This window comes from Burkholderia sp. NRF60-BP8, from assembly GCF_001522585.2.
In the GTDB taxonomy this organism is placed as follows: domain Bacteria; phylum Pseudomonadota; class Gammaproteobacteria; order Burkholderiales; family Burkholderiaceae; genus Burkholderia.
In genome coordinates this window covers 2,772,810-2,796,535 of record NZ_CP013373.1, presented here as the reverse complement: position 1 = coordinate 2,796,535, position 23,726 = coordinate 2,772,810, and the positions used below count along the sequence as shown (strand labels likewise).

At 70.4% G+C, this 23,726-nt stretch carries 21 protein-coding genes; 8 read left to right on the top strand and 13 right to left on the bottom strand.

Annotated elements, in window-relative coordinates:
• Nucleotides 1-50 precede the first annotated feature (50 nt).
• Both WS54_RS26540 and WS54_RS26535 read left to right on the top strand, forming a co-directional pair.
• Entirely contained in the window at nucleotides 51-1,247 is a 1,197-nt protein-coding gene (locus tag WS54_RS26540) for a serine hydrolase domain-containing protein (protein WP_059782166.1), read from the top strand.
• Complete coding sequence (locus WS54_RS26535) at nucleotides 1,244-2,464, top strand: MFS transporter (protein WP_059782168.1); 1,221 nt, start codon at nucleotides 1,244-1,246, stop codon at nucleotides 2,462-2,464. The genes WS54_RS26540 and WS54_RS26535 overlap by 4 nt, the downstream gene beginning before the upstream one ends.
• A gap of 21 nt (nucleotides 2,465-2,485) precedes the next feature.
• On the opposite strand, the gene WS54_RS26530 is transcribed toward WS54_RS26535, so the two are convergent.
• From WS54_RS26530 to WS54_RS26515, 4 genes are all read right to left on the bottom strand, one after another.
• Entirely contained in the window at nucleotides 2,486-3,442 is a 957-nt protein-coding gene (locus WS54_RS26530) for a sugar-binding transcriptional regulator (RefSeq protein ID WP_034208249.1), read from the bottom strand.
• Nucleotides 3,443-3,563: 121 nt separating this feature from the next.
• The gene (xylB, locus tag WS54_RS26525; RefSeq protein ID WP_059782170.1) at nucleotides 3,564-5,045 is read right to left on the bottom strand and encodes a xylulokinase; all 1,482 of its coding nucleotides are present in this window, start codon (nucleotides 5,043-5,045) and stop codon (nucleotides 3,564-3,566) included.
• Nucleotides 5,046-5,150: 105 nt separating this feature from the next.
• Nucleotides 5,151-6,545: a D-arabinitol 4-dehydrogenase gene (gene dalD / locus WS54_RS26520; protein ID WP_059782171.1), complete on the bottom strand. Its 1,395-nt coding sequence runs from the start codon at nucleotides 6,543-6,545 to the stop codon at nucleotides 5,151-5,153.
• A 209-nt stretch (nucleotides 6,546-6,754) separates the two neighbouring features.
• Nucleotides 6,755-7,666 carry a LysR family transcriptional regulator gene (locus WS54_RS26515; RefSeq protein ID WP_059782173.1) on the bottom strand — a complete coding sequence of 304 codons (912 nt, stop codon included), beginning with the start codon at nucleotides 7,664-7,666 and terminating at the stop codon, nucleotides 6,755-6,757.
• A 97-nt stretch (nucleotides 7,667-7,763) separates the two neighbouring features.
• Here WS54_RS26515 and mdlC point away from each other — a divergent pair, with 97 nt between their 5' ends.
• The 4 genes from mdlC to WS54_RS26495 all read left to right on the top strand — a co-directional run bounded on the left by mdlC (nucleotide 7,764) and on the right by WS54_RS26495 (nucleotide 13,476).
• Nucleotides 7,764-9,371 (top strand): benzoylformate decarboxylase, encoded by a 1,608-nt coding sequence (gene mdlC, locus WS54_RS26510; protein ID WP_059782175.1) that lies wholly within the window; start codon nucleotides 7,764-7,766, stop codon nucleotides 9,369-9,371.
• Nucleotides 9,372-9,400: 29 nt separating this feature from the next.
• A complete protein-coding gene (locus WS54_RS26505) occupies nucleotides 9,401-10,852 on the top strand; it encodes an aldehyde dehydrogenase family protein (protein WP_059782177.1) in 1,452 nt (483 codons plus the stop codon).
• A 14-nt stretch (nucleotides 10,853-10,866) separates the two neighbouring features.
• Nucleotides 10,867-11,811 (top strand): ketopantoate reductase family protein, encoded by a 945-nt coding sequence (locus tag WS54_RS26500; RefSeq protein WP_059782178.1) that lies wholly within the window; start codon nucleotides 10,867-10,869, stop codon nucleotides 11,809-11,811.
• 258 nt (nucleotides 11,812-12,069) lie between these two features.
• Complete coding sequence (locus WS54_RS26495) at nucleotides 12,070-13,476, top strand: MFS transporter (protein WP_059782180.1); 1,407 nt, start codon at nucleotides 12,070-12,072, stop codon at nucleotides 13,474-13,476.
• 20 nt (nucleotides 13,477-13,496) lie between these two features.
• On the opposite strand, the gene kynA is transcribed toward WS54_RS26495, so the two are convergent.
• From kynA to kynB, 3 genes are all read right to left on the bottom strand, one after another.
• On the bottom strand, nucleotides 13,497-14,429 hold the full coding sequence (gene kynA, locus WS54_RS26490) for a tryptophan 2,3-dioxygenase (protein ID WP_059782181.1): 933 nt from the start codon (nucleotides 14,427-14,429) through the stop codon (nucleotides 13,497-13,499).
• Nucleotides 14,430-14,519: 90 nt separating this feature from the next.
• The gene (gene kynU / locus WS54_RS26485) at nucleotides 14,520-15,773 is read right to left on the bottom strand and encodes a kynureninase (protein ID WP_442861322.1); all 1,254 of its coding nucleotides are present in this window, start codon (nucleotides 15,771-15,773) and stop codon (nucleotides 14,520-14,522) included.
• A gap of 27 nt (nucleotides 15,774-15,800) precedes the next feature.
• Nucleotides 15,801-16,442 carry an arylformamidase gene (kynB, locus tag WS54_RS26480; protein WP_059782185.1) on the bottom strand — a complete coding sequence of 214 codons (642 nt, stop codon included), beginning with the start codon at nucleotides 16,440-16,442 and terminating at the stop codon, nucleotides 15,801-15,803.
• A gap of 129 nt (nucleotides 16,443-16,571) precedes the next feature.
• Here kynB and WS54_RS26475 point away from each other — a divergent pair, with 129 nt between their 5' ends.
• A complete protein-coding gene (locus WS54_RS26475; protein WP_006477992.1) occupies nucleotides 16,572-17,072 on the top strand; it encodes an Lrp/AsnC family transcriptional regulator in 501 nt (166 codons plus the stop codon).
• Here WS54_RS26475 and WS54_RS26470 read toward each other — a convergent pair.
• The 4 genes from WS54_RS26470 to WS54_RS33780 form a co-directional block, all read right to left on the bottom strand.
• Nucleotides 17,059-17,568 carry a flavin reductase family protein gene (locus tag WS54_RS26470; protein WP_034208238.1) on the bottom strand — a complete coding sequence of 170 codons (510 nt, stop codon included), beginning with the start codon at nucleotides 17,566-17,568 and terminating at the stop codon, nucleotides 17,059-17,061. The two genes, WS54_RS26475 and WS54_RS26470, sit on opposite strands and share 14 nt — an antisense overlap.
• 279 nt (nucleotides 17,569-17,847) lie before the next feature.
• Nucleotides 17,848-18,513 (bottom strand): hypothetical protein, encoded by a 666-nt coding sequence (locus WS54_RS26465; RefSeq protein WP_059782186.1) that lies wholly within the window; start codon nucleotides 18,511-18,513, stop codon nucleotides 17,848-17,850.
• A complete protein-coding gene (locus WS54_RS26460; RefSeq protein WP_034208236.1) occupies nucleotides 18,510-19,916 on the bottom strand; it encodes a selenium-binding protein SBP56-related protein in 1,407 nt (468 codons plus the stop codon). The genes WS54_RS26465 and WS54_RS26460 overlap by 4 nt, the downstream gene beginning before the upstream one ends.
• Nucleotides 19,913-20,248, bottom strand: coding sequence for a hypothetical protein (locus WS54_RS33780; protein ID WP_159086706.1), 336 nt, complete (start codon nucleotides 20,246-20,248; stop codon nucleotides 19,913-19,915). The genes WS54_RS26460 and WS54_RS33780 overlap by 4 nt, the downstream gene beginning before the upstream one ends.
• 231 nt (nucleotides 20,249-20,479) lie before the next feature.
• On the opposite strand from WS54_RS33780, the gene msrA reads away from it, so the two are divergent.
• Nucleotides 20,480-21,040, top strand: a complete 561-nt coding sequence (msrA, locus tag WS54_RS26450; RefSeq protein ID WP_059578436.1) for a peptide-methionine (S)-S-oxide reductase MsrA — start codon at nucleotides 20,480-20,482, stop codon at nucleotides 21,038-21,040.
• A gap of 28 nt (nucleotides 21,041-21,068) precedes the next feature.
• Here the strand turns inward: msrA and WS54_RS26445 are convergent, their stop codons facing one another.
• Together WS54_RS26445 and WS54_RS26440 are read right to left on the bottom strand one after the other, a co-directional pair.
• Entirely contained in the window at nucleotides 21,069-22,367 is a 1,299-nt protein-coding gene (locus WS54_RS26445; RefSeq protein ID WP_059782188.1) for a DUF72 domain-containing protein, read from the bottom strand.
• A gap of 23 nt (nucleotides 22,368-22,390) precedes the next feature.
• Nucleotides 22,391-23,611: an SAM-dependent methyltransferase gene (locus tag WS54_RS26440; RefSeq protein ID WP_034208233.1), complete on the bottom strand. Its 1,221-nt coding sequence runs from the start codon at nucleotides 23,609-23,611 to the stop codon at nucleotides 22,391-22,393.
• Between the last annotated feature and the right edge of the window lie 115 nt (nucleotides 23,612-23,726).

Sequence of the window (23,726 nt, the reverse complement as noted above, 5' to 3'; positions counted from 1 at the left end):
CGGCGCCGGCTCCTTACGATGGGCGTTCCTTCACTGTTCGAGGTCACGCCATGTCGTCACTGCCTGTCACCACGCACCGCAGGGAACCGGACGCCGCGCTGCGCGCGCGGCTCGACGCCGTGCTCGATCGCGCGCTGGCCGACGCGCGCGTGGTCGGCACGGTCGTGCTGGTCGCGCGCGACGGCGAATTGCGTTATGCACGTGCGGCCGGGCTGGCCGACCGCGAAGCCGGCACGCCGATGCGCGAGGACACGCTGTTCCGGCTCGCGTCGGTATCCAAGCCGATCGTGACGGCCGCCGCGATGCGGTTGGTCGCGGCATCGAAGATCGGCCTCGACGAGCCGGTCGCGCGCTGGCTGCCCGCGTTCGCGCCGACGCTCGCGGACGGCACGCCTGCCGACATCACGCTGCGCCATCTGCTGTCGCACACGGCCGGGCTCGGCTATCGCTTTCTCGAAGCGGACGCCGACGGGCCGTATGCGCGCGCGGGCGTGTCCGACGGCATGGACGGCGCCGGACCGTCGCTCGCGGAGAACGTGCGGCGCATCGCCGGCGTGCCGCTGCGGTTCGCGCCCGGCACGTCGTGGCACTACTCGCTCGCGACCGACGTGGTCGGTGCGCTGATCGAGGCGGTCGACGGCCGACCGCTCGCCGACGCCGTGGCGGCGCTCGTGACGACGCCGCTCGGGATGACCGACACGGCGCTTTTCACGCATGACGCGGCGCGCCTGGCGACGCCTTACGTCAGTACGCCCGGCGTGCCGCGCCGGATGACCGACGACGATCTCGTCCCGGTGTACGAGGGTACGGTCGGCATCCGTTTCGCACCGGCGCGCGCGTTCGATGCGGCCGCGTGGCCGTCGGGCGGCGCAGGGATGATCGCTACGGCGGGCGACTGCATGACGCTGCTCGATACGTTGCGCACCGGGCGCGACAATTGGCTCGCACGCCGCTGGATCGACGAGATGTCGCGCATTCAGCCGGGCGCGCACGACCTGCCGGACGCGCCGGGGTTCGGCTTCGGACTCGGCTTTTCCGTGCTGCATGACCCGGCGGCCGCGCAATCGCCGGAATCGGTCGGCACGTGGCGCTGGGGCGGCGCGTACGGGCATGCGTGGTTCGTCGACCGGGCGGCCGGGCTGACGGTGGTGGCGTTGACCAATACGTTGTACGAAGGGATGCACGGGCGTATTGTCACCGACGTGCGCGATGCGGTGTATGGCGTCGACGACCGGAGTGCGCAATGAGCGAGTGCGTATCCGTCTCCGAGCGCGCCGTCGATCGCGCGGCAGATCCGTCCACGCCGGCCCGTGCCCACCTGCCCGTCGCGAACCTGCTCGCGCTGGCCACCGCCGGCTTCATCACGGTGCTCACCGAAGCGCTGCCGGCCGGCCTGCTGCCGCCGATGAGCGCCGACCTGCGCGTGACCGAGGCGCTGATCGGTCAACTGGTGACCGCCTACGCGCTCGGCTCGATCGTCGCGGCGATTCCGCTCGTCGCCGCGACGCGCGCGATGCGCCGGCGCCGCCTGCTGCTCGCCGCGCTGGCCGGTTTCGTCGTGTCGAACGCGCTGACGGCCGCGTCGCCGTATTACGCGCTCACGCTTGCGGCGCGGTTCGTCGCGGGGATGTCGGCCGGGCTGCTGTGGGCGCTGCTGGCCGGGTATGCGAGCCGGATGGTCGACCCGGCGCTGCGCGGCCGCGCGATCGCGGTCGCGATGCTCGGCATACCGGCGGCGATGTCGATCGGCATTCCGGCCGGCACCGCGCTCGGCGCGACGTTCGGCTGGCGCCTCGCGTTCGCCGGTATTTCGGCCGCGGCGCTCGCGCTGATCGGCTGGATCCGCATGCGCGTACCCGACTTTCCGGGCCAGCTGGCCGGCGCGCGCGAGCCGGTGCTCGGCGTGATGACGCTGCCCGGCGTGCGCCCGGTGCTGACGGTGATGTTCGCGTACGTGCTCGCGCACAACATGCTGTACACGTACGTCGCGCCGTTCCTCGCGGGCGTGCGGATGGGGGCGCGGGTCGACGTGGTGCTGTTCGTGTTCGGCGTCGCGTCGCTCGTCGGCATCGCGCTGACGGGCGCGTGGATCGGCGCCGCGCAGCGACGCCTCACGCTCGCGAGCATCGCGCTGTTCGCGCTGGCGGCGGCGATGCTCGGCGCCGGTTCCGGGATGGCGACCGTCTATGCGGGCGTCGTGCTGTGGGGGCTCGCGTTCGGCGGCGCGCCGACGCTGTTCCAGACGGCCACCGCGAACGCGGCGGGCGAATCGGCCGACGTCGCGCAGTCGATGCTCGTGACGGTGTGGAATCTGGCGATCGCCGGCGGCGGCATCGCGGGCGGGATGCTGCTCGGCGCGACGGGCGCCGGCGCGATTCCGTGGGTGCTCGTCGCGCTGCTGGCGCTGGCGTGGGTCGGCGCGTGGCGCGCACGCCGGCATGCGTTTCCGGCGCGCGCGGCCTGAGCCGGCGGGGCGACGGCGGCGTCAGGCCGCCTTCGCGGCGAGCGCGGCGCGCGCGCAGGTTTCGTCGGTGACGAGCCCCGACAGCCAGCCGCCGCGCAGCGCGGCAATCACCGCGTCGTGTTTCTTCGGGCCGCCGGCGAACGCGATCGTCGGCCGCTTCGGCGGCGTGGCGAGCGCGACGCTCGTCACCCGCGCGCTCGTCGACACGGTGATCTGCGTGCCCTGCGCGTCGATCGGCACGCCGAGCAGTTCGGCCACCGCGCCGAGCGCGGTCATCTCGTCGCGCTCCTGTTCGGTGATGAAGCCGTCTTCGTAGAGCGGGCAGTGCGGACCGATGTTGCCGATCCCGACGAACGCGACGTCGGCCTCGCCCGACAGCGCCTCGACGATCCGGTACAGCCGGTGATTGCACCACTGCGCGCGCTCGGCGTCGCTGTCGGCGAACAGCGGCGCGGGCAGCAGGAAATGCTTGCTGCCGGTTTTCTCGGAGATGTACTGCGCGACGTCGTAGCGGTTCGACGAGCCGTCGGCCGCGATCGCGCCGACCATCGACACGAGCCGGTGCTGCGGGCGGTCGATCTGCGCGATCTGCGCGACCGCGGCCTTCAGCGTCCGGCCGCTGCTGACCGCGATCACCATCGGCCGCGTTTCGTTCAGGTAGCGCTCCATCACCTGCGCGCCGGCGACCGCGAGCTTGCGGTCGATCGCGTCGGGCGCATCGGCGTCGACGGGCACGACTTCGCACATCGCGAGGCCGTAGCGTTTCGACAGCTGCGCGCCGAGATCGAGACAGTCGGCGAGCCGATGGTCGACGCGCACGCGGATCAGGTTCTTCTCGACCGCGAACGCGACGAGGCGCTGCGCGACGGGGCGCGACACCTGCAGCTTTTCGGCGATTTCGTTCTGCGTGTCGCCCGCGACGTAATAGAGCCATGCGGCGCGCGTGGCGAGATCGAGTTTTTCTGAGGACTTGGACACGATAGCGATTCGGTTCGGATCTGGGGGGCCGCCCCGCGGACCGGCCGGCGGGCCGCATGACGGCATCCACTGTACCGCATGTCGCGCGCACGGCCGGCGGCCGGCCGCGCGAGCGCGGCGCCTACGCGAGCCGTGCGCGCGACGGTTCGTACAACGGCTGCACGTGACGATACAGCGTGCGGAATGCATCGAGGCGTTCGCGCAGCCGCGCGTGGCGGTCGGCGTCCGGTGCGTATTCGGCGCGCACCGGCGGCTTGGTCAGCACCGTCTGCGGATCGCCGCCGACGGCCAGCCAGCCGAGCCGTGCCGCGCCGAGCGCCGCGCCCGTTTCGCCGCCGCCGATCTGGCGCGTGCGCACGTTCAGCGCGTCCGCGATCAGTTGCGCCCAGAACGCGCTGCGCGCGCCGCCGCCGATCAGCGACAACCCGTCGGTTTCGACGCCGGCCGCATGCAGCGCGTCGAGGCCGTCGGCGAGGCCGAGCGTCACGCCTTCGAGCACCGCGTAGCCGAGGTGCGCGCGCTCGGTCGCGTGGGTCATCCCGAAGAACACGCCCTGCGCGTACGGATCGTTGTGCGGCGTGCGTTCGCCCGACAGGTAGGGCAGGAACAGCGGCGCCGCGGCGAGCGCGTCGGCGTCGAGCGCCGCGACTTCGGCGAGCAGCGCGGGCTCGTCGGTGCCGGTCAGCTTGCAGACCCAGCGCAGGCAGCTCGCGGCCGACAGCACGACGCTCATCAGTTGCCAGCGATCGGGAATCGCATGGCAGAACGCATGCACGGCCGACGCGGGATTCGGCATGAAGCGGTCGCCGACCACGCTCAGCACACCGGACGTGCCGAGCGACACGAAGCCGTCGCCCGCGTGGATCGCACCGATGCCGAGCGCGCTCGTCGCGTTGTCGCCGCCGCCGCCCGCGACCGGGACGGCCTCCGACAGCCCGAGCTCGCGTGCGACGTCCGCACGCAGCGTGCCGGACGGCGCGTTGCCCTCGACGATGCGCGGCATCTGCGCGCGCGTCATCCCGCACGCGGCGAGCAGCGCATCGGACCAGTCGCGGCGGGCAACGTCGAGCCACAGCGTGCCGGCCGCGTCCGACGGGTCCGACACTTTCGCGCCGGTCAGCCGGAATCGCAGGTAGTCCTTCGGCATCAGCACGCACGCGGTTGCCGCGAACACGTCGGGTTCGTGCCTGGCGACCCACAGCAGTTTCGGCGCGGTGAAGCCGGGCATCGCGAGGTTGCCGGCCAGCGCGTGGAGATCGGGCGCGCGCTCGGTGAGCAGCGCGCATTCGTCGGCGCTGCGCATGTCGTTCCACAGGATCGCCGGGCGCAGCACGCGATCGTCGCGGCCGAGCAGCACCGCGCCGTGCATCTGGCCCGACAGGCCGATGCCGCGCACCTGCGCGAACGCGTGGGGGTGCCGCTCGCGCAGCGTCGCGAGCGCCGCGAGCGTGCCTCGCCACCAGTCGTCCGGATGCTGTTCGGCCCAGCGCGGATGCGGCCGCGACACCGTGAACGGCGAGCCGGCGGTGCCGACGACCGCGCCGTCCGGGGCGAGCAGCAGCACCTTCACTTCCGAGGTGCCGAGGTCGATGCCGAGATACATGAGCGATCCGTTCCGTCAGAGAGGAGCCGCTACTTTAGCCGTGCCGCACGGCATGTGCCAAGCGGGTTCGCCCGGCTGCGCGGCCGGGCGCCGGCACGCGCGTGGTCAGCGCGCCGCGAGCCATGCGTCGACGCGCGCGAGCCCGGCGCGCAACGCGTCGAGCAGCGCCGCGTTGCCGGCCAGCGAGCCCCACAGCGCGCGGTTGGCGCACAGCGCGACGACCGGGTCGTCGGCGTCGACGATCGCACGCGCGACGCTGTCGTCCATCACGCCGTCCTGGTACGCATACGGCAGCGTGCCGCGCGCCCAGCGTTCGAGAAAGCGCAGGAACAGCGCGGGCAGCACGGCGGTGGCGACCGGCGCGGCGCCGCGCGCGAACGATTCGACGAGCGTCGGCGCGATGAAGCCGGGGATCTTCGAGAAGCCGTCGGCCGCGACGCGCTGGTTCGTGTCGAGCACGTACGGGTTGCCGAAGCGCTCGAGCACGACGTCGCGGTAGCGCGCGAGATCGAGCGGGCTCGGCGTGAGGCACGGGATCACGTCCTGCGTCACGTAGTCGTGCGCGAAGCGGCGGATCGCCGCGTCGTGCGTGCCTTCGTGGATATACGCATGGCCCGCGAGCGTGCCGGCCCACGCGATGCAGCTGTGCGTCGCGTTGAGGATGCGGATCTTCGCTTCCTCGTACGGATGGACGTCGTCGACGAGTTCCGCGCCGGCCAGCTCCCAGCGCGGCCGGCCGGCCGCGAAGCGGTCCTCGATCACCCACTGGATGAACGATTCGCCCATCACCGGGCACGCGTCGTCGACGCCGGTGGCCGCGCGCACGCGCTCGCGCACGTCGGCGGTCGGACGCGGCGTGATGCGGTCGACCATCGCGCTGGGCGTCGCGACGTTCGCATCGAACCACGCGATGAGGTCCGTTTCGCCGCGTCGCTCGAGGAATTCGCGCATCCCCGCGCGAAAGCGGGCGCCGTTGTTGCGCAGGTTGTCGCAGCTTTGCAGCGTGAGCGGGCCGGCGCCGCGCCGCACGCGTTCGGCGAGCAGCGCCGCGAGCGCACCGTACAGCGTCGTGCGCGCGCCCTGCAGGTCGGCGCCGAGATCGGCGTTCGCGAGGTCGAGCCGGTCGTGTTCGTCGAGGTAGTAGCCGCCTTCGGTGACGGTGAATGACACGATCCGGCACGCCGGATCGGCGCCGGCGTCGATCAGCGCGGCGAGATCGATCGACCACGGCAGCACGCGCGTGATCGAACGGATCGTCTCGTAGGCGCGTTCACCTTGTGGCGTGACGGTTTCGAGCGTGTACGCGCCATGTTGCGCAGCGAGCGCATCCATCGTCGCGCGCATGTCGTCGCGGATGTTGCCGACGGTCAGCGACCAGCGTTCGTCGGCCGGCACGGCCGCGTTCACGCGATGCAGATACCACGCCTGGTGCGCGCGGTGAAACGAGCCCGCGCCGATGTGCAGCAGCACGGGCGCGCGGGCGGAGGGCGAGTCGCTCATCCGGTGTCTCCTGTTCCTGCCTGTCTATCCTGTCGAATACGATCATTTGCTCTTTGTGTGAGCGAATGATCGTATTCGGGCGAACGAAAGTCAAGGCGGGGACACGGCATTTCGATGGTGCGCTGCGGCGCGGGCGGGGAGGGCGGGGAGGGCACGCGGGCAGGCAGGCGGGTAGGCGGGCAGGCGCGACGCAGCCGGCGAAAAGAGCGTCAGCACCCCTCGCGCGTGAGTGCGACGAGTTCGTCGAGCAGCTTGCCGGCCGGCCCCGGCAGGATCCCGTGGCGGCGCCGGAATGCGGTGAGCGTGCGCACCGCGACGACTTCGCGCACGGGCAGCGTGTCGATCGTGCCGGCGCGCCGTTCGGCGCCGTACATCGGCTCGGCCATCCAGCAGAGGAATCCCGCATGTGCGACCAAGCTTTTCAGCGTCGTGACCGAGCGCGTCTCGACCGCGATGTCGGGCAGCGGGAGGCCGTGTGCGTCGAAGGTCGCGCGCATGTGGTCGAACGGCGCGGTGCCCCGCGGCGGAATCGCCCAGCGCGCGTGCAGCGTATCGGCGAGCGTCGGTGCGCGGCCGAGCGCGCGCAGCGGATGGTGCGGCGCCGCAACGATATGGCTGCGGTCCTCCCAGCGGCATTCGGGAATCGCGACGATCTCGTCGGTATCGGGCCCGTGCGCGGACAGCGCAAGGTCGATCTCGTGCTTGATCAGCCCTTGCGCGAGCCGGTCCCACACGCCCTCGATGATTTCGACGCGCAGGTTCGGCCAGCGGTCGAGCACGCGGCCGACCGCGACCGGCAGCACGAGGCTCGCGATGCTGCCCACCGTGCCGACCTTGATCGTGCCCTTCGCGAATCCGCGCATCGCGTCGAGCTCCTCGCGCGCATGTTCGGCCTCGTGCTGCAGCAGCGTCGCGTGCGGCAGCAACGCCTCGCCGAACGCGGTGAGCTGCACGCCCTTCGAATGGCGCTCGAACAGCGGCGCGCCGACCTGCTCCTCGAGCCGCTTCAGGATCCGGCTCAGCGCCGGCTGCGTGACGTGCAGCGCATCGGCCGCGCGGCCGAGGCTGCCGCACGCGACGATCGTCGTGAAGGCACGCAGTTGTCGGAGATCGAAAGTCATGCCGGAACGTAATGGCTTTTCGCAGAAAATACAGTATCGGTGAATGGCTTGCGCTTCGATACTGTGGAAACCGCCAAGCCATCGAGGAGCGCCGAGCATGTCCGGCCATTCACCCCTTTCCGCCGCATCGATCACCGTTCGCGATGCGGTGATCGACTTGCTCCGCCAGTTCGGCATCGACCGCGTGTTCGGCAATCCCGGCTCGACCGAGCTGCCGATGTTCCGCGACTTTCCCGACGATTTCCGCTACGTGCTCGGCCTGCACGAAGCCGTCGTGGTCGGGATGGCCGACGGCCATGCGCAGGCCACCGGCAATGCGGCGGTCGTCAACCTGCATTCGGCGGCGGGCGTCGGCAACGCGATGGGCAATCTGTTTACCGCGTTCAAGAACCGCACGCCGCTGATCGTCACCGCGGGCCAGCAGGCGCGCGCGATTCTGCCGTTCGATCCGTTCCTCGGCGCGACGCAGGCCGCCGAACTGCCGAAGCCGTACGTGAAATGGAGCATCGAGCCCGCTCGCGCGCAGGACGTGCCGGCCGCGATCGCGCGTGCGTACCGCATCGCGATGCAGGAGCCGCGTGGCCCCGTGTTCGTGTCGATCCCGGTCGACGACTGGGACCAGCCGGCCGAACGGCTGCCGCGGCGCGACGTCAGCCGCATCGTGCGGCCCGATCCCGACGCGCTCGCGCGGCTCGGCGACGCGCTCGACGCCGCGCGGCGCCCGGCGTTCGTGGTCGGCGCGGCCGTCGATCGCGCGGGGGCGTGGGACGACGCCGTGCGTCTCGCCGAGCGGCACCGTGCGCGCGTGTACGTCGCGCCGATGTCGGGGCGCTGCAGCTTTCCCGAGGACCATCCTCTGTTCGCCGGCTTCCTGCCCGCGATCCGCGAGAAGATCGTCGCGCGGCTCGCCGGGCACGATCTCGTGTTCGCGTTCGGCGCGCCCGCGTTCACGTACCACATCGAAGGCTTCGGTCCGCACGTGCCGCCGGGCGCGACGCTCGTGCAGCTCGTCGACGATCCCGGCGTCGCCGCGTGGACGCCGTCGGGCGATGCGGTCGTCGGCAACCTGCGGCTCGCCGCGCGCGATCTGCTCGCGCGGCCCGCGCCGCCCGAGCGGCCGATGCCCGCGCCGCGCCCGGCGCACGTCCGTGTCGACACGCCCGCCGCCGGCGAGCGCATGTCGGCCGCATTCGCGCTGCAGACGCTCGCCGACGTGCGCGACGCGCAGGACATCGTCGTCGAGGAGGCGCCGAGCGCGCGGTCGGTGATGCAGGAACATCTGCCGTTCACGCGCAGCGGCACGTTCTACACGATGGACAGCGGCGGCCTGGGTTACGGGATGCCGGCCGCCGTCGGCGTCGCGCTCGCGCAGCCGGGCCGGCGCGTGATCGGGCTGATCGGCGACGGCTCGAGCCTGTATTCGATCCAGGCGCTGTGGAGCGCCGCGCAACTGAAGCTGCCGATCACGTTCGTGATCCTGAACAACCGGCGTTACGCGGCGCTGCAGGATTTCGCGCCAGTGTTCGGCTTCGGCCCGGGCGACCCGGTGCAGGGCACCGATCTGCCCGACCTGGATTTCGTCGCGCTCGCGCAAGGGATGGGCTGCCGCGGCGTGCGCGTCGCCGATGCCGCACGCCTGCGCGACACGCTGACCGATGCGCTGCGGGACGCGACGCCGGTCGTCGTCGAAGTCGAGATTGCCTGACGCGCCGCGCGCGTCTTTCCGGAGATGCCATGCAAACCGTAGCGATGCTGATCGGCGGCGAACGCCGCCACTCGTCCAGCGGCGCGACCTTCGTGCGCCGCAACCCGCTCGACGGCGAAATCGCGTCGGCCGCGCCCGCGGGCACCGTCGACGATGCGCGCGCGGCGGCCGACGCGGCCGCGCGTGCGTTTCCCGAATGGGCCGCGCTCGGCCCCGGCGCGCGACGCGCATGGCTGCTGAAGGCGGCCGCCGCGCTCGAAGCGAAACACGAGCAGTTCGTCGCCGCGATGGCGGCCGAGACGGGCGCCTCCGCGCTGTGGGCCGGCTTCAACGTGAAGCTCGCGGCGAGCGGTCTCGTCGAGGCCGCGTCGCTCACCACGCAGGTCGGCGGCGCGCTGATCCCGTCCGACGTGCCCGGCTCGCTCGCGATGGGCGTGCGGCAGCCGGCCGGCGTCGTGCTCGGCATCGCGCCGTGGAATGCGCCGGTGATTCTCGCGACGCGCGCGCTCGCGCTGCCGCTCGCATGCGGCAACACGGTCGTGCTGAAAGGCTCGGAACTGTGCCCCGTCACGCACGGGCTGGTCGTCGAGGCGCTGCAGGAGGCCGGGCTGCCGCCGGGCGTCGTCAACTTCGTGACGAACGCGCCCGACGACGCGGGCGCCGTCGTCGACGCGTTGATCGCGCATCCGGCCGTGCGCCGCGTGAATTTCACCGGCTCGACGCGAGTCGGACGGATCGTCGCCGAAGCCTGCGCGCGCCATCTGAAACCGTCGGTGCTGGAACTCGGCGGCAAGGCGCCGTTCGTCGTGCTCGACGATGCCGATCTCGACGCGGCGGTCGCCGCGGCCGCATTCGGCGCATTCGCGAATTCCGGACAGATCTGCATGTCGACCGAGCGCATCGTCGTCGACGCATCGATCGCCGATGCATTCGTCGCGAAGCTCGCCGCCAAGGCTGCATCGCTGCCGCTCGGCGACCCGCGCCACGGGCCCGTCGTGCTCGGCTCGCTGATCGACGCGAAGGCCGTCGAGCGCTGCAACGCGCTGATCGACGACGCGCTCGGGCACGGCGCGACGCTGCTGTGCGGCGGCAAGGCCGACGGCACGCTGTTTCCCGCGACGCTGCTCGATCGCGTGACGCCGGCGATGCGCATCTATGCGGAAGAATCGTTCGGCCCGGTGAAGGGCATCGTGCGCGTCGACGGCGAGGACGCCGCGATCCGCTGCGCGAACGACAACGCGTTCGGGCTGGCGTCGGCCGTGTTCAGCCGCGACGTCGCGCGGGCGCTGCGTGTCGCCGCGCGCATCGAATCGGGCATCTGTCACGTGAACGGCCCGACCGTGCACGACGAAGCACAGATGCCGTTCGGCGGCGTGAAGGACAGCGGCTTCGGCCACTTCGGCGGCCAGGCCGGCATCGCCGCGTTCACCGACCTGCGCTGGATCACCGTGCAGACGGCGGCGCGCCACTATCCGTTCTGACGAGGCCGCCGACGATGAGAATCGCGATTCTGGGCGCGGGCGCGATGGGCTCGCTGTTCGGCGGGCGGCTCGCCGAAAGCGGCGAAGCCGTCACGCTGATCGACGTGAACGATACGCATCTCGATACCATCCGTCGCGACGGGCTGCGCATCGACGACGATCGCGGCGAGCGGCGCATCCGCTCGCTGCAGGCCGTGCGGCCGGAGGCCGCGAATGCGCACGCGGCTGTCGCGCCCGACACACCGTTCGACCTGCTGATCGTTTTCACGAAATCGCTGCACACGCGGGCGGCGCTCGACGGCGTGCGCGCGCTGCTGACGGCGGGCACGTTCGTGCTGACGCTGCAGAACGGGCTCGGCAACGTCGAGACGCTGAATGCGTTCGTCCCGGTCGAGCGCATCCTGGTCGGCGTGACGACGTGGCCGGCCGATGCGGCCGGTCCCGCGCACGTGCGCTCGCACGGCGCCGGCACGATCCGCATGATGACGGCCGACGGCGTGGCGCGCCCGTTCGCGACGGCCGTGGCCGACGCGCTGTCGCGCGCGGGGCTCGCGTGCACGCTCGATCCTGACGTGTGGGCCGCGATCTGGGAGAAGGTCGCGTTCAATGCGGCGCTCAACCCGCTGTGCGCGGCGACGGGCTGCACCGTCGACCAGCTCGGCCATCGTCACGACGGTCCGCGGCTCGCGCTGGCGATCGCGGCCGAGACCGCCGCCGTCGCGCGCGCGAAGGGCATCGCGGTCGACGGCGAACGCATTGCGCGCAACGTCGAGCATGCGATCCGCGAACATCGCGGCCATCGCCCGTCGATGCTGCAGGACGTGCTCGCGGGCCGCCGCACCGAGATCGACGCGATCAACGGCAAGGTCGTCGCGGCCGCGCGCGAAGCGGGCGTCGCGGTGCCGCATGCCGAGACGCTGCTCGCGCTCGTCCGGCTGATCGACGCACGGACGAACTGAGCAGCAGGCCGGCGGCCGGCTGGCGCCGCGTGACGATACGGATGCCGCGCACGCGGGACGACGGCGTCGGATCGTGAAGGGCAGGACAGGACGCCGGCGCCGATGCATGCGCGCCGGCCGACTGCGCAGCACGAGATCCGGGCACGCGTGTGCGCCAGCCCGGACAACAGGAGACGCCATGAAAGCTATCGAATACCGTTGTCTTGCCGCGCGCCGTTCGCGCACGTTGCCGCCGACGTGCGGCGCCCGGGAGGTCGCATGAGCACGCGCGACCCACTGGACGGACGGCTGCCGCCGTCGGTCGACGTCGGCACGACGCTCGACGACGGGCCGTTCACGGCGATGCAGCGCGGCGTGGTGCTGCTCGCCGCGCTCGCGATCGTGCTCGACGGCTTCGACGGCCAACTGATCGGTTTCGCGATTCCCGTGCTGATCCGCGAATGGGGCATCACGCGCGGCGCGTTCGCGCCGGCCGTCGCGGCGGGGCTGATCGGAATGGGTATCGGCAGCGCGTGCGCGGGGATCGTCGCGGATCGCTTCGGCCGCCGCCAGGCCGTGATCGGCAGCGTGTTCCTGTTCGGCATCGCGACCTGCGCGATCGGGTTCGCGCCCGACGTCGCGACGATCGCGATGCTGCGCTTCTGTGCCGGGCTCGGGATCGGCGGCGCGCTGCCGACGGCCACCACGATGACCGCCGAATACACGCCCGCGCGGCGCCGCACGATGATGGTGACCGCGACGATCGTCTGCGTGCCGCTCGGCGGCATGCTGGCCGGCCTGTTCGCGCACGAGGTGTTGCCGCGCTACGGTTGGCGCGGGCTGTTCTTCGCGGGCGGTGCGCTGCCGCTCGTGTTCGGCTTCGTGCTCGTGCGCGCGTTGCCCGAATCGCCGCGCTATCTCGCGCGACGCCCCGCACGCTGGCCGGAACTCGGCGCGCTGCTCGCGCGGATGCAGCGGCCGGTCGCGCCCGGCACCGTGTTCACCGATACGAAGGACGCCCGCGCGCCCGGCAGCCGCGGCGGCTTCGGCGCACTGTTCGCGAGCGGCCACGCGCGCGACACGATCGCGCTGTGGTGCGCGTTCTTCATGTGCCTGCTCGCCGTGTACGCCGCATTCAGCTGGCTGCCGACGATGCTCGCGGCGAGCGGGTTGAGCGTGTCGGTCGCGGGCTCGGGACTCACCGCGTACAACCTCGGCGGCGTGGTCGGTGCGCTGCTGTGCGCGTGGGCGATCGCGCATGCGGGGTCGCGCTGGCCGCTCGCGCTGTGCAGCATCGGCGGTGCGGCGAGCGCGGTATGGCTGATGGGCGTCGATGCGAGCCGCCATACGGGCTGGCTGATCGTCGGGCTCGGCTTGCACGGGCTGTTCGTCAACGCGGTGCAGTCGACGATGTATGCGCTGTGCGCGTACATCTACCCGACGGCCGTGCGCGCGACGGGCACCGCGAGTGCGCTCGCGTTCGGCCGGCTCGGTGCGATCTTCAGCGCGTTCGCGGGCGCGATCGTGATCACGGCGGGCGGCGCGGGTGCCTACCTGACGATGCTGGCCGTTGCGATGGGCGTGGTCTGCGTCGCGCTGCTCGCGGTGCGGCGGCACATTCCGCGGCTGTCGCGCGCGCATGCGCCGCCGTGCGAAGGGGAGGAGCTCGCGCGGACGTCGTCGTGACGGCGCCCGCGCGACGGGCGTTACAGCGTGGTGCGCACGTGCCAGAGTTCGGGGAACAGCACGACGTCGAGCATCTTGCGCAGGTACGGCGCGCCGCTCGTGCCGCCGGTGCCCTGCTTGAAGCCGATGATGCGTTCCACCGTCGTCACGTGACGGAAGCGCCACTGGCGGAACGCGTCCTCGAGATCGACCAGTTCCTCGGCCATCTCGTACAGTTCCCAGTGCTGCTGCGGATGACGATAGACCTCGAGCCACGCGGCTTCGACCGTTTCGTCGTGACGCATCGGCTGCGTCCAGTCGCGATCGAGCCGCTCCGGCGCGATCGAAAACCCGCGCCGCGCGAGCAGGCGCACGACCTCGTCGTAGAACGACGGCGCCTCGAGCGTCGCGCGCACCTGTTCGAGGATATCGGGCCGGTGCGCATGCGGCTGCAGCATCTGCGCGTTCTTGTTGCCGAGCAGGAATTCGAGCTGGCGATACTGATACGACTGGAAGCCCGACGACTGGCCGAGATACGGCCGCATCGCCGAATACTCGGACGGCGTCATCGTCGACAGCACGTTCCACGCCTGCACCAGTTGCTCGAGGATGCGCGACACGCGCGCGAGCATCTTGAACGCGGGCGGCAGCGCGTCGGTGCGCACCGCATCGAGCGCGCCGCGCAGCTCGAACAGCGCGAGCTTCATCCACAGCTCGCTCGTCTGATGCTGGATGATGAACAGCATCTCGTTGTGATCGGGCGACAGCGGATGCTGCGCGTCGAGGATCGCATTCAGCGACAGGTAGTCGCCGTAGCTCATCGACTTCGAGAAATCGAGCTGCGCGTCGTGCCAGCCGCCTTCGGCGGCGTTGCCCGGCACGTGCGGCGCTTCGTGCGCGGCTTGCGCCGGCTGGGCGGCGCGTGCGCCCGAGAACGGACAGCCAGCCGGCGCGTCGCCGCCGGGGGGCTGCATATGACCAGAATTCACGACTTTCTCCAGATTTGAATGACGAACGCGCGGCGCGCGCGCCGCATGCAACTGCGGCGCGCCGCGCAGAACCGCTCAGGTCACCGCGCCGCGTTCGGCGAACTCGGGCGCCTTCCACGCGTCGGTGGCGAGGATGTCGCGCAGCGTCTCGACCGCATCCCATACGTCGGCGAAGCGCGTATAGAGCGGCGTGAAGCCGAAGCGCAGCACGTACGGCTCGCGGTAGTCGCCGATCACGCCGCGCGCGATCAGCGCCTGCATCACTTCGTAGCCGTGCGGATGCTCGAAGCTCGCCTGCGAGCCGCGCTGGTGATGCGCGCGCGGCGTGACGAGCTTCAGCGACAGGCCCGCGCAGCGTTCCTCGACGAGCGCGATGAACGCGTCGGTCAGCGCGAGCGACTTGCGGCGGATCGTCTGCATGTCGGTCTGCAGGAACACGTCGAGCCCGCATTCGACCATCGACATCGACACGATCGGCTGCGTGCCGCACAGGAAGCGCGCGATGCCCGGATCGGGCGCGAAGCCCGGCTGCATCGCGAACGGCGCGCGATGGCCCCACCAGCCCGACAGCGGCTGCGAGAAATGCGCGAGATGGCGTTGCGGCACCCACACGAACGCGGGCGAGCCGGGGCCGCCGTTCAGGTACTTGTACGTGCAGCCGACCGCGCCGTCCGCGCGTGCGCCGTTCAGGTCGACCGGCACCGCGCCGGCCGAGTGCGCGAGATCCCACAGCATCAGCGCGCCCGCGTCGTGGACGAGCTGCGTGACGGCCGGCATGTCGTGCATGTAGCCGGTGCGGTAGTTCACGTGCGTGATCATCGCGACGGCCGTGTCGGCGCCGAGCGCGTCGGGCAGGTCGGCCGGATCGTCGATCAGGCGCAGCTCGTAATGGCCGCCGAGCTGCTCGATCAGTCCTTGCGCGATGTACAGATCGGTCGGGAAGTTCGAGCGTTCCGACACGATCACGCGGCGCTCGGGCGCACGCTCGGCCTGATGGCGCAGCATCGCCGACAGCAGCTTGAACAGGTTGATCGAGATGGTGTCGGTGACGACCGTCTCGCCGGGCGCGCCGCCGATCAGCGTCGCGAGCTTGTCGCCGAGGCGGCGCGGCAGCGCGAACCAGCCGGCCGTGTTCCAGCTGCGGATCAGGCCTTCGCCCCATTCGGCGCCGATTACCTGCTGCGCACGGGAAGCCGACGCGCGCGGCTGCGCGCCGAGCGAGTTGCCGTCGAGGTAGATCACGCCGTCGGGCAGCGAGAACTGGTCGCGCAGCGGGGCCAGCGGGTCGTCGCGGTCGAGCGCGAGCGCGTCTTCACGGGTCTTGATCATCATGATGTGAGGTCGTAAGTCGGGTAATCAGGAAGCCCGCGCGGGCAGCGCGCGCAGCACCGCGCGCACGGGGCTCGCGTCGAGCGTCGCGAATTTCAGCGGCAGCGCGATCAGTTCGTAGTCGCCGGCCGGCACGTCGTCGAGCACGATCCCTTCGAGGATCGCCATCCGGTGCGCGCGCACGCGGCGATGCGCATCCATCGTCTTCGATTCCTGCGGGTCGAGCGACGGCGTATCGATGCCGATCAGCTTCACGCCGTGCGCGGCGAGCAGGTCGACGGTGTCGGGCGCGACCGCGCAGAAGTCGCTGTCCCATTGCTCGACGCTGGCGTGCGCGTACGTACGCAGCAGCACGCGCGGCGGCACGCCGTCGAGCGCGGCCGCGACGTCGGCCGGCCGCACGACCGGCGATGCGCCGATGCAATGGATCACGCGGCACGGGCCGAGATAGGTGTCGAGCGGCACCGCGCCGATCGGCGCGCCGTCGGCGTCGTAGTGCAGCGGCGCGTCGCAGTGCGCGCCCGTGTGCGGCGACAGCGTCAGGCGTGCGACGTTGACCGGCGAACCGGCCTCCATCCGCCACACGCGTTCGACGGAAACCGGCGTATCGCCCGGCCACACGGGGGTGGCGGGGCTGACGGGCGGCGAGATGTCCCAGAGTGTGTCCATGGCATGACGAATCGTGAGTCGATCCTTCGAATGATAGGTGGACGCTCGCAGAAAGTGCTTGCGAAATAAACATGGACAATCCGCCGGATTGGCAGATAATTCGACTCAGAGGGAAAACGGGGACCAAAAATGCACGCGATCACGCTCGATGCCACCGACTGCCGGATTCTGGCGGTACTGCAGGAGGAGGGCAGAATCAGCAATCTCGACCTGGCCGAACGCATCTCGCTTTCGCCATCCGCCTGCCTGCGCCGCATGCGTCTGCTCGAGGAGCAGGGCGTGATCGAGCACTATCGCGCGTGCCTGAGCCGCGAGAAGCTCGGCTTCGAGCTCGAGGCGTTCGTGCAGGTGTCGATGCGCAACGAAGAGAATCAATGGCACGAGCGCTTCGCGGAAGCGCTGCGCGAATGGCCGGAGGTGGTCGGCGCGTTCGTCGTGACGGGCGAGAGCCACTATCTGCTGCGCGTGCTCGCGCACAACCTCAAGCACTATTCGGATTTCGTGCTGAACCGGCTCTACAAGGCGCCGGGCGTGATGGACATCCGTTCGAACATCGTGCTGCAGACGCTGAAGGACGAAGCCGGCGCGCCGGTCGGCCTGGCGCGCACGGGGGCGATCAAAGCGGTGTGAGGCCGTGGAAGCCGCCGCCGTGGAACACGAGCGGCGGTGCCGTTTCCGATACCGCGCGCACGCCGCAGCGTTCCACTTCGCCGACGAAGATTACGTGGTCGCCTTCGTCGTAGCGGCTGCGGTTGTGGCATTCGAACCACGCGAGCGCGCCGTCGAGCACGGGCATTCCCGAGTTGCCGGCCGCGTGCGCGATTCCTTCGAAGCGGTCGCCCTTGTAGGTCGAGAAGCGTTTGCACAGGTCGAGTTGCGACGCCGCGAGCACGTTCACCACGTAATGGCTGTTGCCGCGGAACACGGGCGTCGACGCCGATTTGTGCGCGAGGCTCCACAGCACGAGCGGCGGATCGAGCGACACCGAATTGAACGAGCTGGCGGTGATGCCGATCAGCTGGCCGGACGGCGCCTGCGTGGTGATCACCGTCACGCCCGTCGCGAACTGGCCGAGCGCCTGCCGGAAGGCGGCCGAGTCGAAATCCGGCGGATTGGCGTGGCTCATCGGGCGGCCATCCGGAACGGGACGGGCGGGCGCGACACGCCACGGGTGTGACGGGCGCGGCGGACGAAAGGCGACGAAGCGGTCGATGAAGAAGGGGTGCGCATGGCCCGATTTTAGCGGAATCGGGGCCGCCGGGCCCGCTCGGGCGGCGCGGCGCGACGGGAGGGTGACGTAGCGAACACTGCGGCGCGCGGCCGGCGGCGCCGTTCTGTCGCGTTTTTCAGCGGTGCTGCCGCTCATGCCGACGCCGTGCCGTCCCGCCCGGCATCGCCGCCCGTGCTATCGCGCCGCCGCCAGCCCGAGCGACAACGCGCCCGTCACGATCAGGCTCGACGCCCATACCGCATCCAGATTGAACCAGCTCCGCGACACGAACTTCAGCCCGAGATAGCGGTACACGAGCCACGCGAGCCCGCCGCCGGCGGCGATCATCGCGGCCGCGTGCACGGCCGCGACGACGAGCGCCATGCCGAGATGCGCATCGACGAGCGCCGCGGCCGCGCGATGGCCGGCATCCCGGTCGAGCCCGCACAGGCCGAGGTAGATCGGCACCAGCATCAGCCCCGCGCCGTGCGCGAGTGCGACCGCGAACGACCACAGGCCGAGCCGCGCCGGCGGAATCCGCGCGAGCGCCCGCGGATGCCGGCGCCGGATCAGCAGCCCTGCGCCGAAGCCGATCACGAGTGCGCTCGCGCCGATCCGGATCGCCGACTGCCAGGCGAGCAGCGCCGCAAGCAGCCCGAACGGCAGCATCACCGCGAAGACGGCGAGCGCATGACCGAGCGCGAGATAGCCGAGCGCGGCGACGAGCGCGGCGCCGCGGCGCGTCATCAGCGCGTTCGACACCGCGAGCGGCCAGCCCATCGCCGGGTTCAGCCCGTGATAGACGCCGCTCGCGAGCACGGCCGCCCACCACGCGAACGGCACGTGAAGGCCGGCGCTCAACGCTTGACCGACGGATAGCAGAACGAATCGGTCGAGCAGTCGCCGCCTTCGAGCCGGATCTGGTGCGCGCGGTAACCGTCGGGGAATTCGACCCAGTAGTCGTCGGCGAGCGTCAGCCCGCCGTCCGGCCCCGCGTGCGCGAGCACCTGCGCGGCCGGCACGCCGTCCGGATAGAACTGATCGTCCCACGTCGAATAGAGCGAGTTGGTCCAGTACACGCGCCGGCCGTCGCGGCTGATCTCGACCATCTGCGGGCCGCCCGCGAACGTGCGGCCGTTCGGGTGCGGCGCACGGCGCGCGATGCCGCCGATGCGTACCGACCCGGCCAGCACCGGGTGGTGCGGATCCGACACGTCGTACTGGCGCATTTCGCCGGTGCCCCAGCACGACACGTACAGGAACCGGTCGTCGAGCGACAGATCGATGTCGGTCACGAGCGGCGGCACCGCGCCGAATCCTTGCAGCAGCGGCGGCAATGCGTCGGCGGCGGCCGGCTCGGCCGGGATCGTCGCGGTCTTCTTCGCATGGAACTTGCCGCCTTCGCGCCACCAGGTCCAGATCGAGCCTTCGAGATTGGTCGTATCGACCACGACGCCGACGAATCCGTATTCGCGCACCGGGTCGTGCGCGGGCCGCACCTCCAGCGCCATCTGGTGCTGCGCGCCGAGATCGATCGTCTGCACGTTGCGGCGCGCGCGCAGGTCCCAGAAATGCAGCCGGTGCCCGTACTTGTTCGCGAGCAGATCCTCGGGGACGATCCCGTTCTCGAATTGCGGCGGCAGCGCCCATTCGCTCGACACCATGTAGTCGCGCGGCAGGTTCCACCAGAAGTCGTAATGCTTGTCCTGCGGGCCGCGGTCGATCTCCCAGCGGCCGAGCACGTCGAAGGTCTCGCAATCCATGATGAAGATGCCGGGCGCGCCGTCGGTGCCGTCCTTGCCCGCGCCGCCGAGCGTGCTCACGTAGATGCCCTCGGGGCCGCAATGCACGGTGTGCGGCCGCGAGTAGCCGGTCTTCGCGAAGATCTCGTCGGGCTCGATGATCTTGTGGATGCGTGCCTGCGTCGGATGCGGCTTCGTGTCGATCACGTAGATGCGCGACGAGCGCAGGCCGGGGATGATCAGGAAGCGGCGCTCGAGGAACGCATGGCCGGTGAGCGGCGACAGCGACGACGAACACGCGTTCCAGCCGAAGTGGTGAAACTCGTCGCCGGTGTTCGGCATCGTCACCGTATGCACGATCTTGCCGTACGTCGACGAACCGGGCTTCACGTCGATCACGGCGAGCGCGTCGGGTCTGGAAAAATCGGGGCTCAGCAACAACGTATATGCGAATGCTTCGGCCGGCGCCTGCATCGCGAGCTCGGGCGAAGCGTGAAACGTCGGGTCGGGCCGCATGCTCATGGTGATGTCCTCTCGATGGTGTCGGATCGTGGGCGCACGGCCGTCGTCCGTTGCGTGCGTGCGGGCTGCGATTGCCGCGCGACGCGCATCATGCCGGCGGAGCGCTCGGCGAGCAGGCACGCGTCGGCGGCGCGCGCGATGCCGTGCATCAGGTCGTGAAAGCGGGAAAAGGCGAAAGGCTGGCGCGCGGCGCCCGCGGTGAAACGGGTACGCGCGATCGCGATGGCGCGATCGACGTATCGGCGACCGGGCCCGCGACGCAGGCGATGTCTGTTAAGGCGTGCATATCGATGTTCCGGCAGATGGGGTTGGCATCGGGGGCGGGCATGCATCGGACGCTGCGCGTTCGCGACAGGTTGGCCGTCGCGTGCGCGTGCCTAAGTGTAGACGAGAAATCCGCGGCGGGTCGCGTGCGGCGCCTGGCCGATCTGCCAGGTTCGCGCGCGAGTGAGATACTTGACGAAGTGCCGTTGCCGTCCGCGTCGCGGGCGGGCGACGGCGACGCGAAACGGTGGCGCCGGCGCCTGCGCGCCGGCTGCCGTCATCCACGAGGGACTGATTTCATGGGGAACGAGATGCTTGAAACCGCGACGCTCGGAGGCGGGTGTTTCTGGTGCACGGAGGCCGTGTTTCTCGACGTCGACGGCGTGACGGCCGTCCAGTCGGGTTACGCGGGCGGCCATACGCGCAATCCCGGCTATCGCGACATCTGCGAGGGCGACACGGGGCACGCGGAAGTCGTCAACGTGACGTTCGATCCGGCGCGCATCGGCTATCGCGAGATCCTCGAGATCTTCTTCGCGACGCACGATCCGACCCAGTTGAACCGGCAGGGCAACGACGTCGGCACGCAGTACCGGTCGGTCGTGTTCACGCATTCGGATGCGCAGCGCGACACGGCGCTCGACGTGATCCGCGAACTCGAGCGCGAACAGGTGTTCGGTCAGCCGATCGTCACGCAGGTCGTGCCGCTCGACGGCAACTACTGGCCGGCGGAGGACTATCACCAGAACTATTACGCGCGCAACCCGGGGCAGGGTTATTGCTCGGTCGTGATCGGGCCGAAGCTCGCGAAGTTCCGGCAGAAGTTCTCGCACCGGCTGAAGTCGCTGCGCGGCGCGTAAGCGCGGGCATGGCCGGCGCAAACCGGCGTCACGCCGCCTCGTTGCGCCACTGCGCGCACGCGGCGGCGATTTCGCGTGCGAGCGCGATGCACGACAGCGGCGCGGAGCCTTCCGCCTTGTTGTTGATCGTGATGATCACCGGCTGCCCGGCCAGCGCATAGCGCGCAGCCAGTTCGGCGAGTGCCGAGCGCGTGGCCGGATCTTCGTCGACGAGCTTGTCGAACGGCTCGTATTTCGCTTTCGCCTGTTCGTACTTGAAGCCGCCGTGCAGGCTCCAGCGCACGATCAGCGGGCCCGGCGCGTCGCCGTCGAGCAGCGCGAGCGCGGCGGCCTGGCGCAGCGGGTCGGGCATCCGCGCGTGCAGGCCGACGCAGTAGCGCACGCCGAGCGCGGCCAGCGCACGGATGAAGCGCGGCGTGAGCAGGCTCGCGTCGCGGATCTCGATCGCGTAGCGCGTGCCGTCGGCGTCCGGCGGCAGCGGCGGCAGCGCCGCGAAGAACGCGGTGAGCCGGTCGATCAGTGCGGCCGGCTCCGCGAGCAGTTGATCGGGCAGCGGCGAGAACTGGAACACGAGCACGCCGGCTTTGCGGCCGAGCCCGTCGAGACAGGGCTGGACGAATTCGCGGGTCGCGAGCGGCGCATCGAGGAAGGTCGGGTTCGGCCCGGACGGCTCGCCGCGCCGGCCGCGGATCACCGCGTCGGTCACCGCGGCCGGCGCTTTCACGACGAAGCGGAAATCGTCGGGCACCTGTTGCGCGTAGCGCAGATAGTCGGCCACCGACAGCGGCCCGTAGAACGACCGGTCGAGGCTCACGCTCCTGAGCAGCGGATGGGCGCCATACGCTTCGAGCCCTTCGCGCGACAGCTTCGTCTGCGCGAAATCGCCGTCGTAGACGATGCCGTTCCAGCCGGGGAAATACCACGACGACGTGCCGAGCCGCACGTTCGGCGGCAAGCCGGCCGCGACGTCGGCCACGTCCGCCGAGACCGGCGCGGGCGGCACGCCGCGCTGGCGGCGGCCTTTTTTCGGCGCGGCGGCCGGCGGGGACGGTTCGTCCCACAGCAGGCCGGACGACGGGGCAGGCGTGTCGTCGGTCGCGGGGCGGGAAGTCGTGCGGGCGGGCGGCGCCCGTGGCGCGTCCTTTGGTGCGCCCGGCGTCACGTGCTCATTGGGGCCGGCGGGGCGAGCGCCGTCCGCGGGCGATGCGCGTGGGGCGTGCGTCGGCACGCCGAACAGGTCGAATTGTCCGTCGGCGTGCGACTCGTTGGCGTCGTCGTGCTGCTGTCGTTGCGGCGGCGCCTTGCGCCGCGTCCTGCCGTCACCCATGCATGCCCAGCGTGAGGCGCCGCCTAGCGCGGCAGCGCGTGTTCGTACATGTAGCGCCGCGACCACGGCAGCGTTTTCGCGCTGCGTCCGGCCTTGCGGCACACGATCTGGAAGATCGACACGTCGTCGTGCTCGAACGCATACGCGCAGCCGGCAAGATACACGCGCCAGATCCGGAATTTCTCGTCGTCGACGAGCTTTCTCGCTTCTTCGGCTTTCGCTTCGAAGTTTTCCGTCCAGATATCGAGCGTGCGCGCATAGTGCCGGCGCAGGCTTTCGACGTCAACCGCCTCGAGCCCGCCGCGCTGCGCCGCTTCGAGCGCCAGGCTGATGTGCGGCAGCTCGCCGTCCGGGAACACGTAGCGATCGATGAATTCGCCGCCGCCGAGCGCCGTTTCGCCGCTTTCCGCGTCGGTCGACGTGATCCCGTGGTTCATCGCGATGCCGTCGTCGGTCAGCAGCTCGCGGATGCGCGAGAAATAGAGCGGCAGGTTCTTGCGGCCCACGTGCTCGAACATCCCGACGCTCGTGATGCGGTCGAACTGGCCTTCGATCTCGCGGTAATCCTGCAGACGAATCTCGATCCGGTCTTCGAGTCCCGCGGCCTTCACGCGCGCGGTCGCGAGGTCGAACTGGTTCTGCGACAGCGTCACGCCGAGACACGTCGCGCCGAACTTCTGCGCGGCGCGCAGCACGAGCGCGCCCCAGCCGCAGCCGATGTCGAGCAGACGCTGCCCGGGCTCGAGCCGGATCTTCGTCAGGATGTGGTCGATCTTCTTGATCTGCGCGGTGGCGAGATCCTCGTCGCCGTTCTCGAAGTACGCGCACGAGTACACCATGTTCTCGTCGAGCCACAGCTGGTAGAACTCGTTCGAGACGTCGTAGTGATACTGGATCGCCTTCTTGTCGGTGCTCTTCGTGTGATTGAAGTAGCGCTTCACGCGGGCGAGCTTGCTCGCGCTCGTCACGGTGCTGCGCGCGAGCGAGTAGCCGATGTTGATGATGTCCGACAGCTTGCCTTCGATGTCGATCTTGCCCTTCACGTACGCCTCGCCGAGATTGTCGAGACTCGGTTCGAGCAGCAGCGGCAACGCCGATGCGCTGTTTACCTTCAGCGTGACCTGCGGCGCGCTGAAGGTGCCGAAATCGAGTTGTTCGCCGTTCCACAGCACGAGGCGCGCCGGTATGTTCGCCTTCGCCCGTACTTCGTCCGCCCACTGTGCCAGCTTCTTTTCCCAGAACATTTGGATTCTCCGTTTGTTCGTTGAATCGAATACAGCCAAGTATCTTGACCGGCGTCCGCCGCTTGCCGCGCGGGCGCCCGGATGCAACACGAGACACGGCCGGCACGCGCCGGCG

Coding starts and splice junctions, on each gene's coding strand:
- WS54_RS26540 (WP_059782166.1), top strand. CDS start 51: ATGTCGTCACTGCCTGTCACCACGCACCGCAGGGAACCGGACGCCGCG.
- WS54_RS26535 (WP_059782168.1), top strand. CDS start 1,244: ATGAGCGAGTGCGTATCCGTCTCCGAGCGCGCCGTCGATCGCGCGGCA.
- xylB (WP_059782170.1), bottom strand. CDS start 5,045: ATGTATCTCGGCATCGACCTCGGCACCTCGGAAGTGAAGGTGCTGCTG.
- dalD (WP_059782171.1), bottom strand. CDS start 6,545: ATGAGCGACTCGCCCTCCGCCCGCGCGCCCGTGCTGCTGCACATCGGC.
- WS54_RS26515 (WP_059782173.1), bottom strand. CDS start 7,666: ATGACTTTCGATCTCCGACAACTGCGTGCCTTCACGACGATCGTCGCG.
- mdlC (WP_059782175.1), top strand. CDS start 7,764: ATGTCCGGCCATTCACCCCTTTCCGCCGCATCGATCACCGTTCGCGAT.
- WS54_RS26505 (WP_059782177.1), top strand. CDS start 9,401: ATGCAAACCGTAGCGATGCTGATCGGCGGCGAACGCCGCCACTCGTCC.
- WS54_RS26500 (WP_059782178.1), top strand. CDS start 10,867: ATGAGAATCGCGATTCTGGGCGCGGGCGCGATGGGCTCGCTGTTCGGC.
- WS54_RS26495 (WP_059782180.1), top strand. CDS start 12,070: ATGAGCACGCGCGACCCACTGGACGGACGGCTGCCGCCGTCGGTCGAC.
- kynA (WP_059782181.1), bottom strand. CDS start 14,429: ATGCAGCCCCCCGGCGGCGACGCGCCGGCTGGCTGTCCGTTCTCGGGC.
- kynU (WP_442861322.1), bottom strand. CDS start 15,773: ATGATCAAGACCCGTGAAGACGCGCTCGCGCTCGACCGCGACGACCCG.
- kynB (WP_059782185.1), bottom strand. CDS start 16,442: ATGGACACACTCTGGGACATCTCGCCGCCCGTCAGCCCCGCCACCCCC.
- WS54_RS26475 (WP_006477992.1), top strand. CDS start 16,572: ATGCACGCGATCACGCTCGATGCCACCGACTGCCGGATTCTGGCGGTA.
- WS54_RS26470 (WP_034208238.1), bottom strand. CDS start 17,568: ATGAGCCACGCCAATCCGCCGGATTTCGACTCGGCCGCCTTCCGGCAG.
- WS54_RS26460 (WP_034208236.1), bottom strand. CDS start 19,916: ATGAGCATGCGGCCCGACCCGACGTTTCACGCTTCGCCCGAGCTCGCG.
- WS54_RS33780 (WP_159086706.1), bottom strand. CDS start 20,248: ATGCATGCCCGCCCCCGATGCCAACCCCATCTGCCGGAACATCGATAT.
- msrA (WP_059578436.1), top strand. CDS start 20,480: ATGGGGAACGAGATGCTTGAAACCGCGACGCTCGGAGGCGGGTGTTTC.
- WS54_RS26445 (WP_059782188.1), bottom strand. CDS start 22,367: ATGGGTGACGGCAGGACGCGGCGCAAGGCGCCGCCGCAACGACAGCAG.
- WS54_RS26440 (WP_034208233.1), bottom strand. CDS start 23,611: ATGTTCTGGGAAAAGAAGCTGGCACAGTGGGCGGACGAAGTACGGGCG.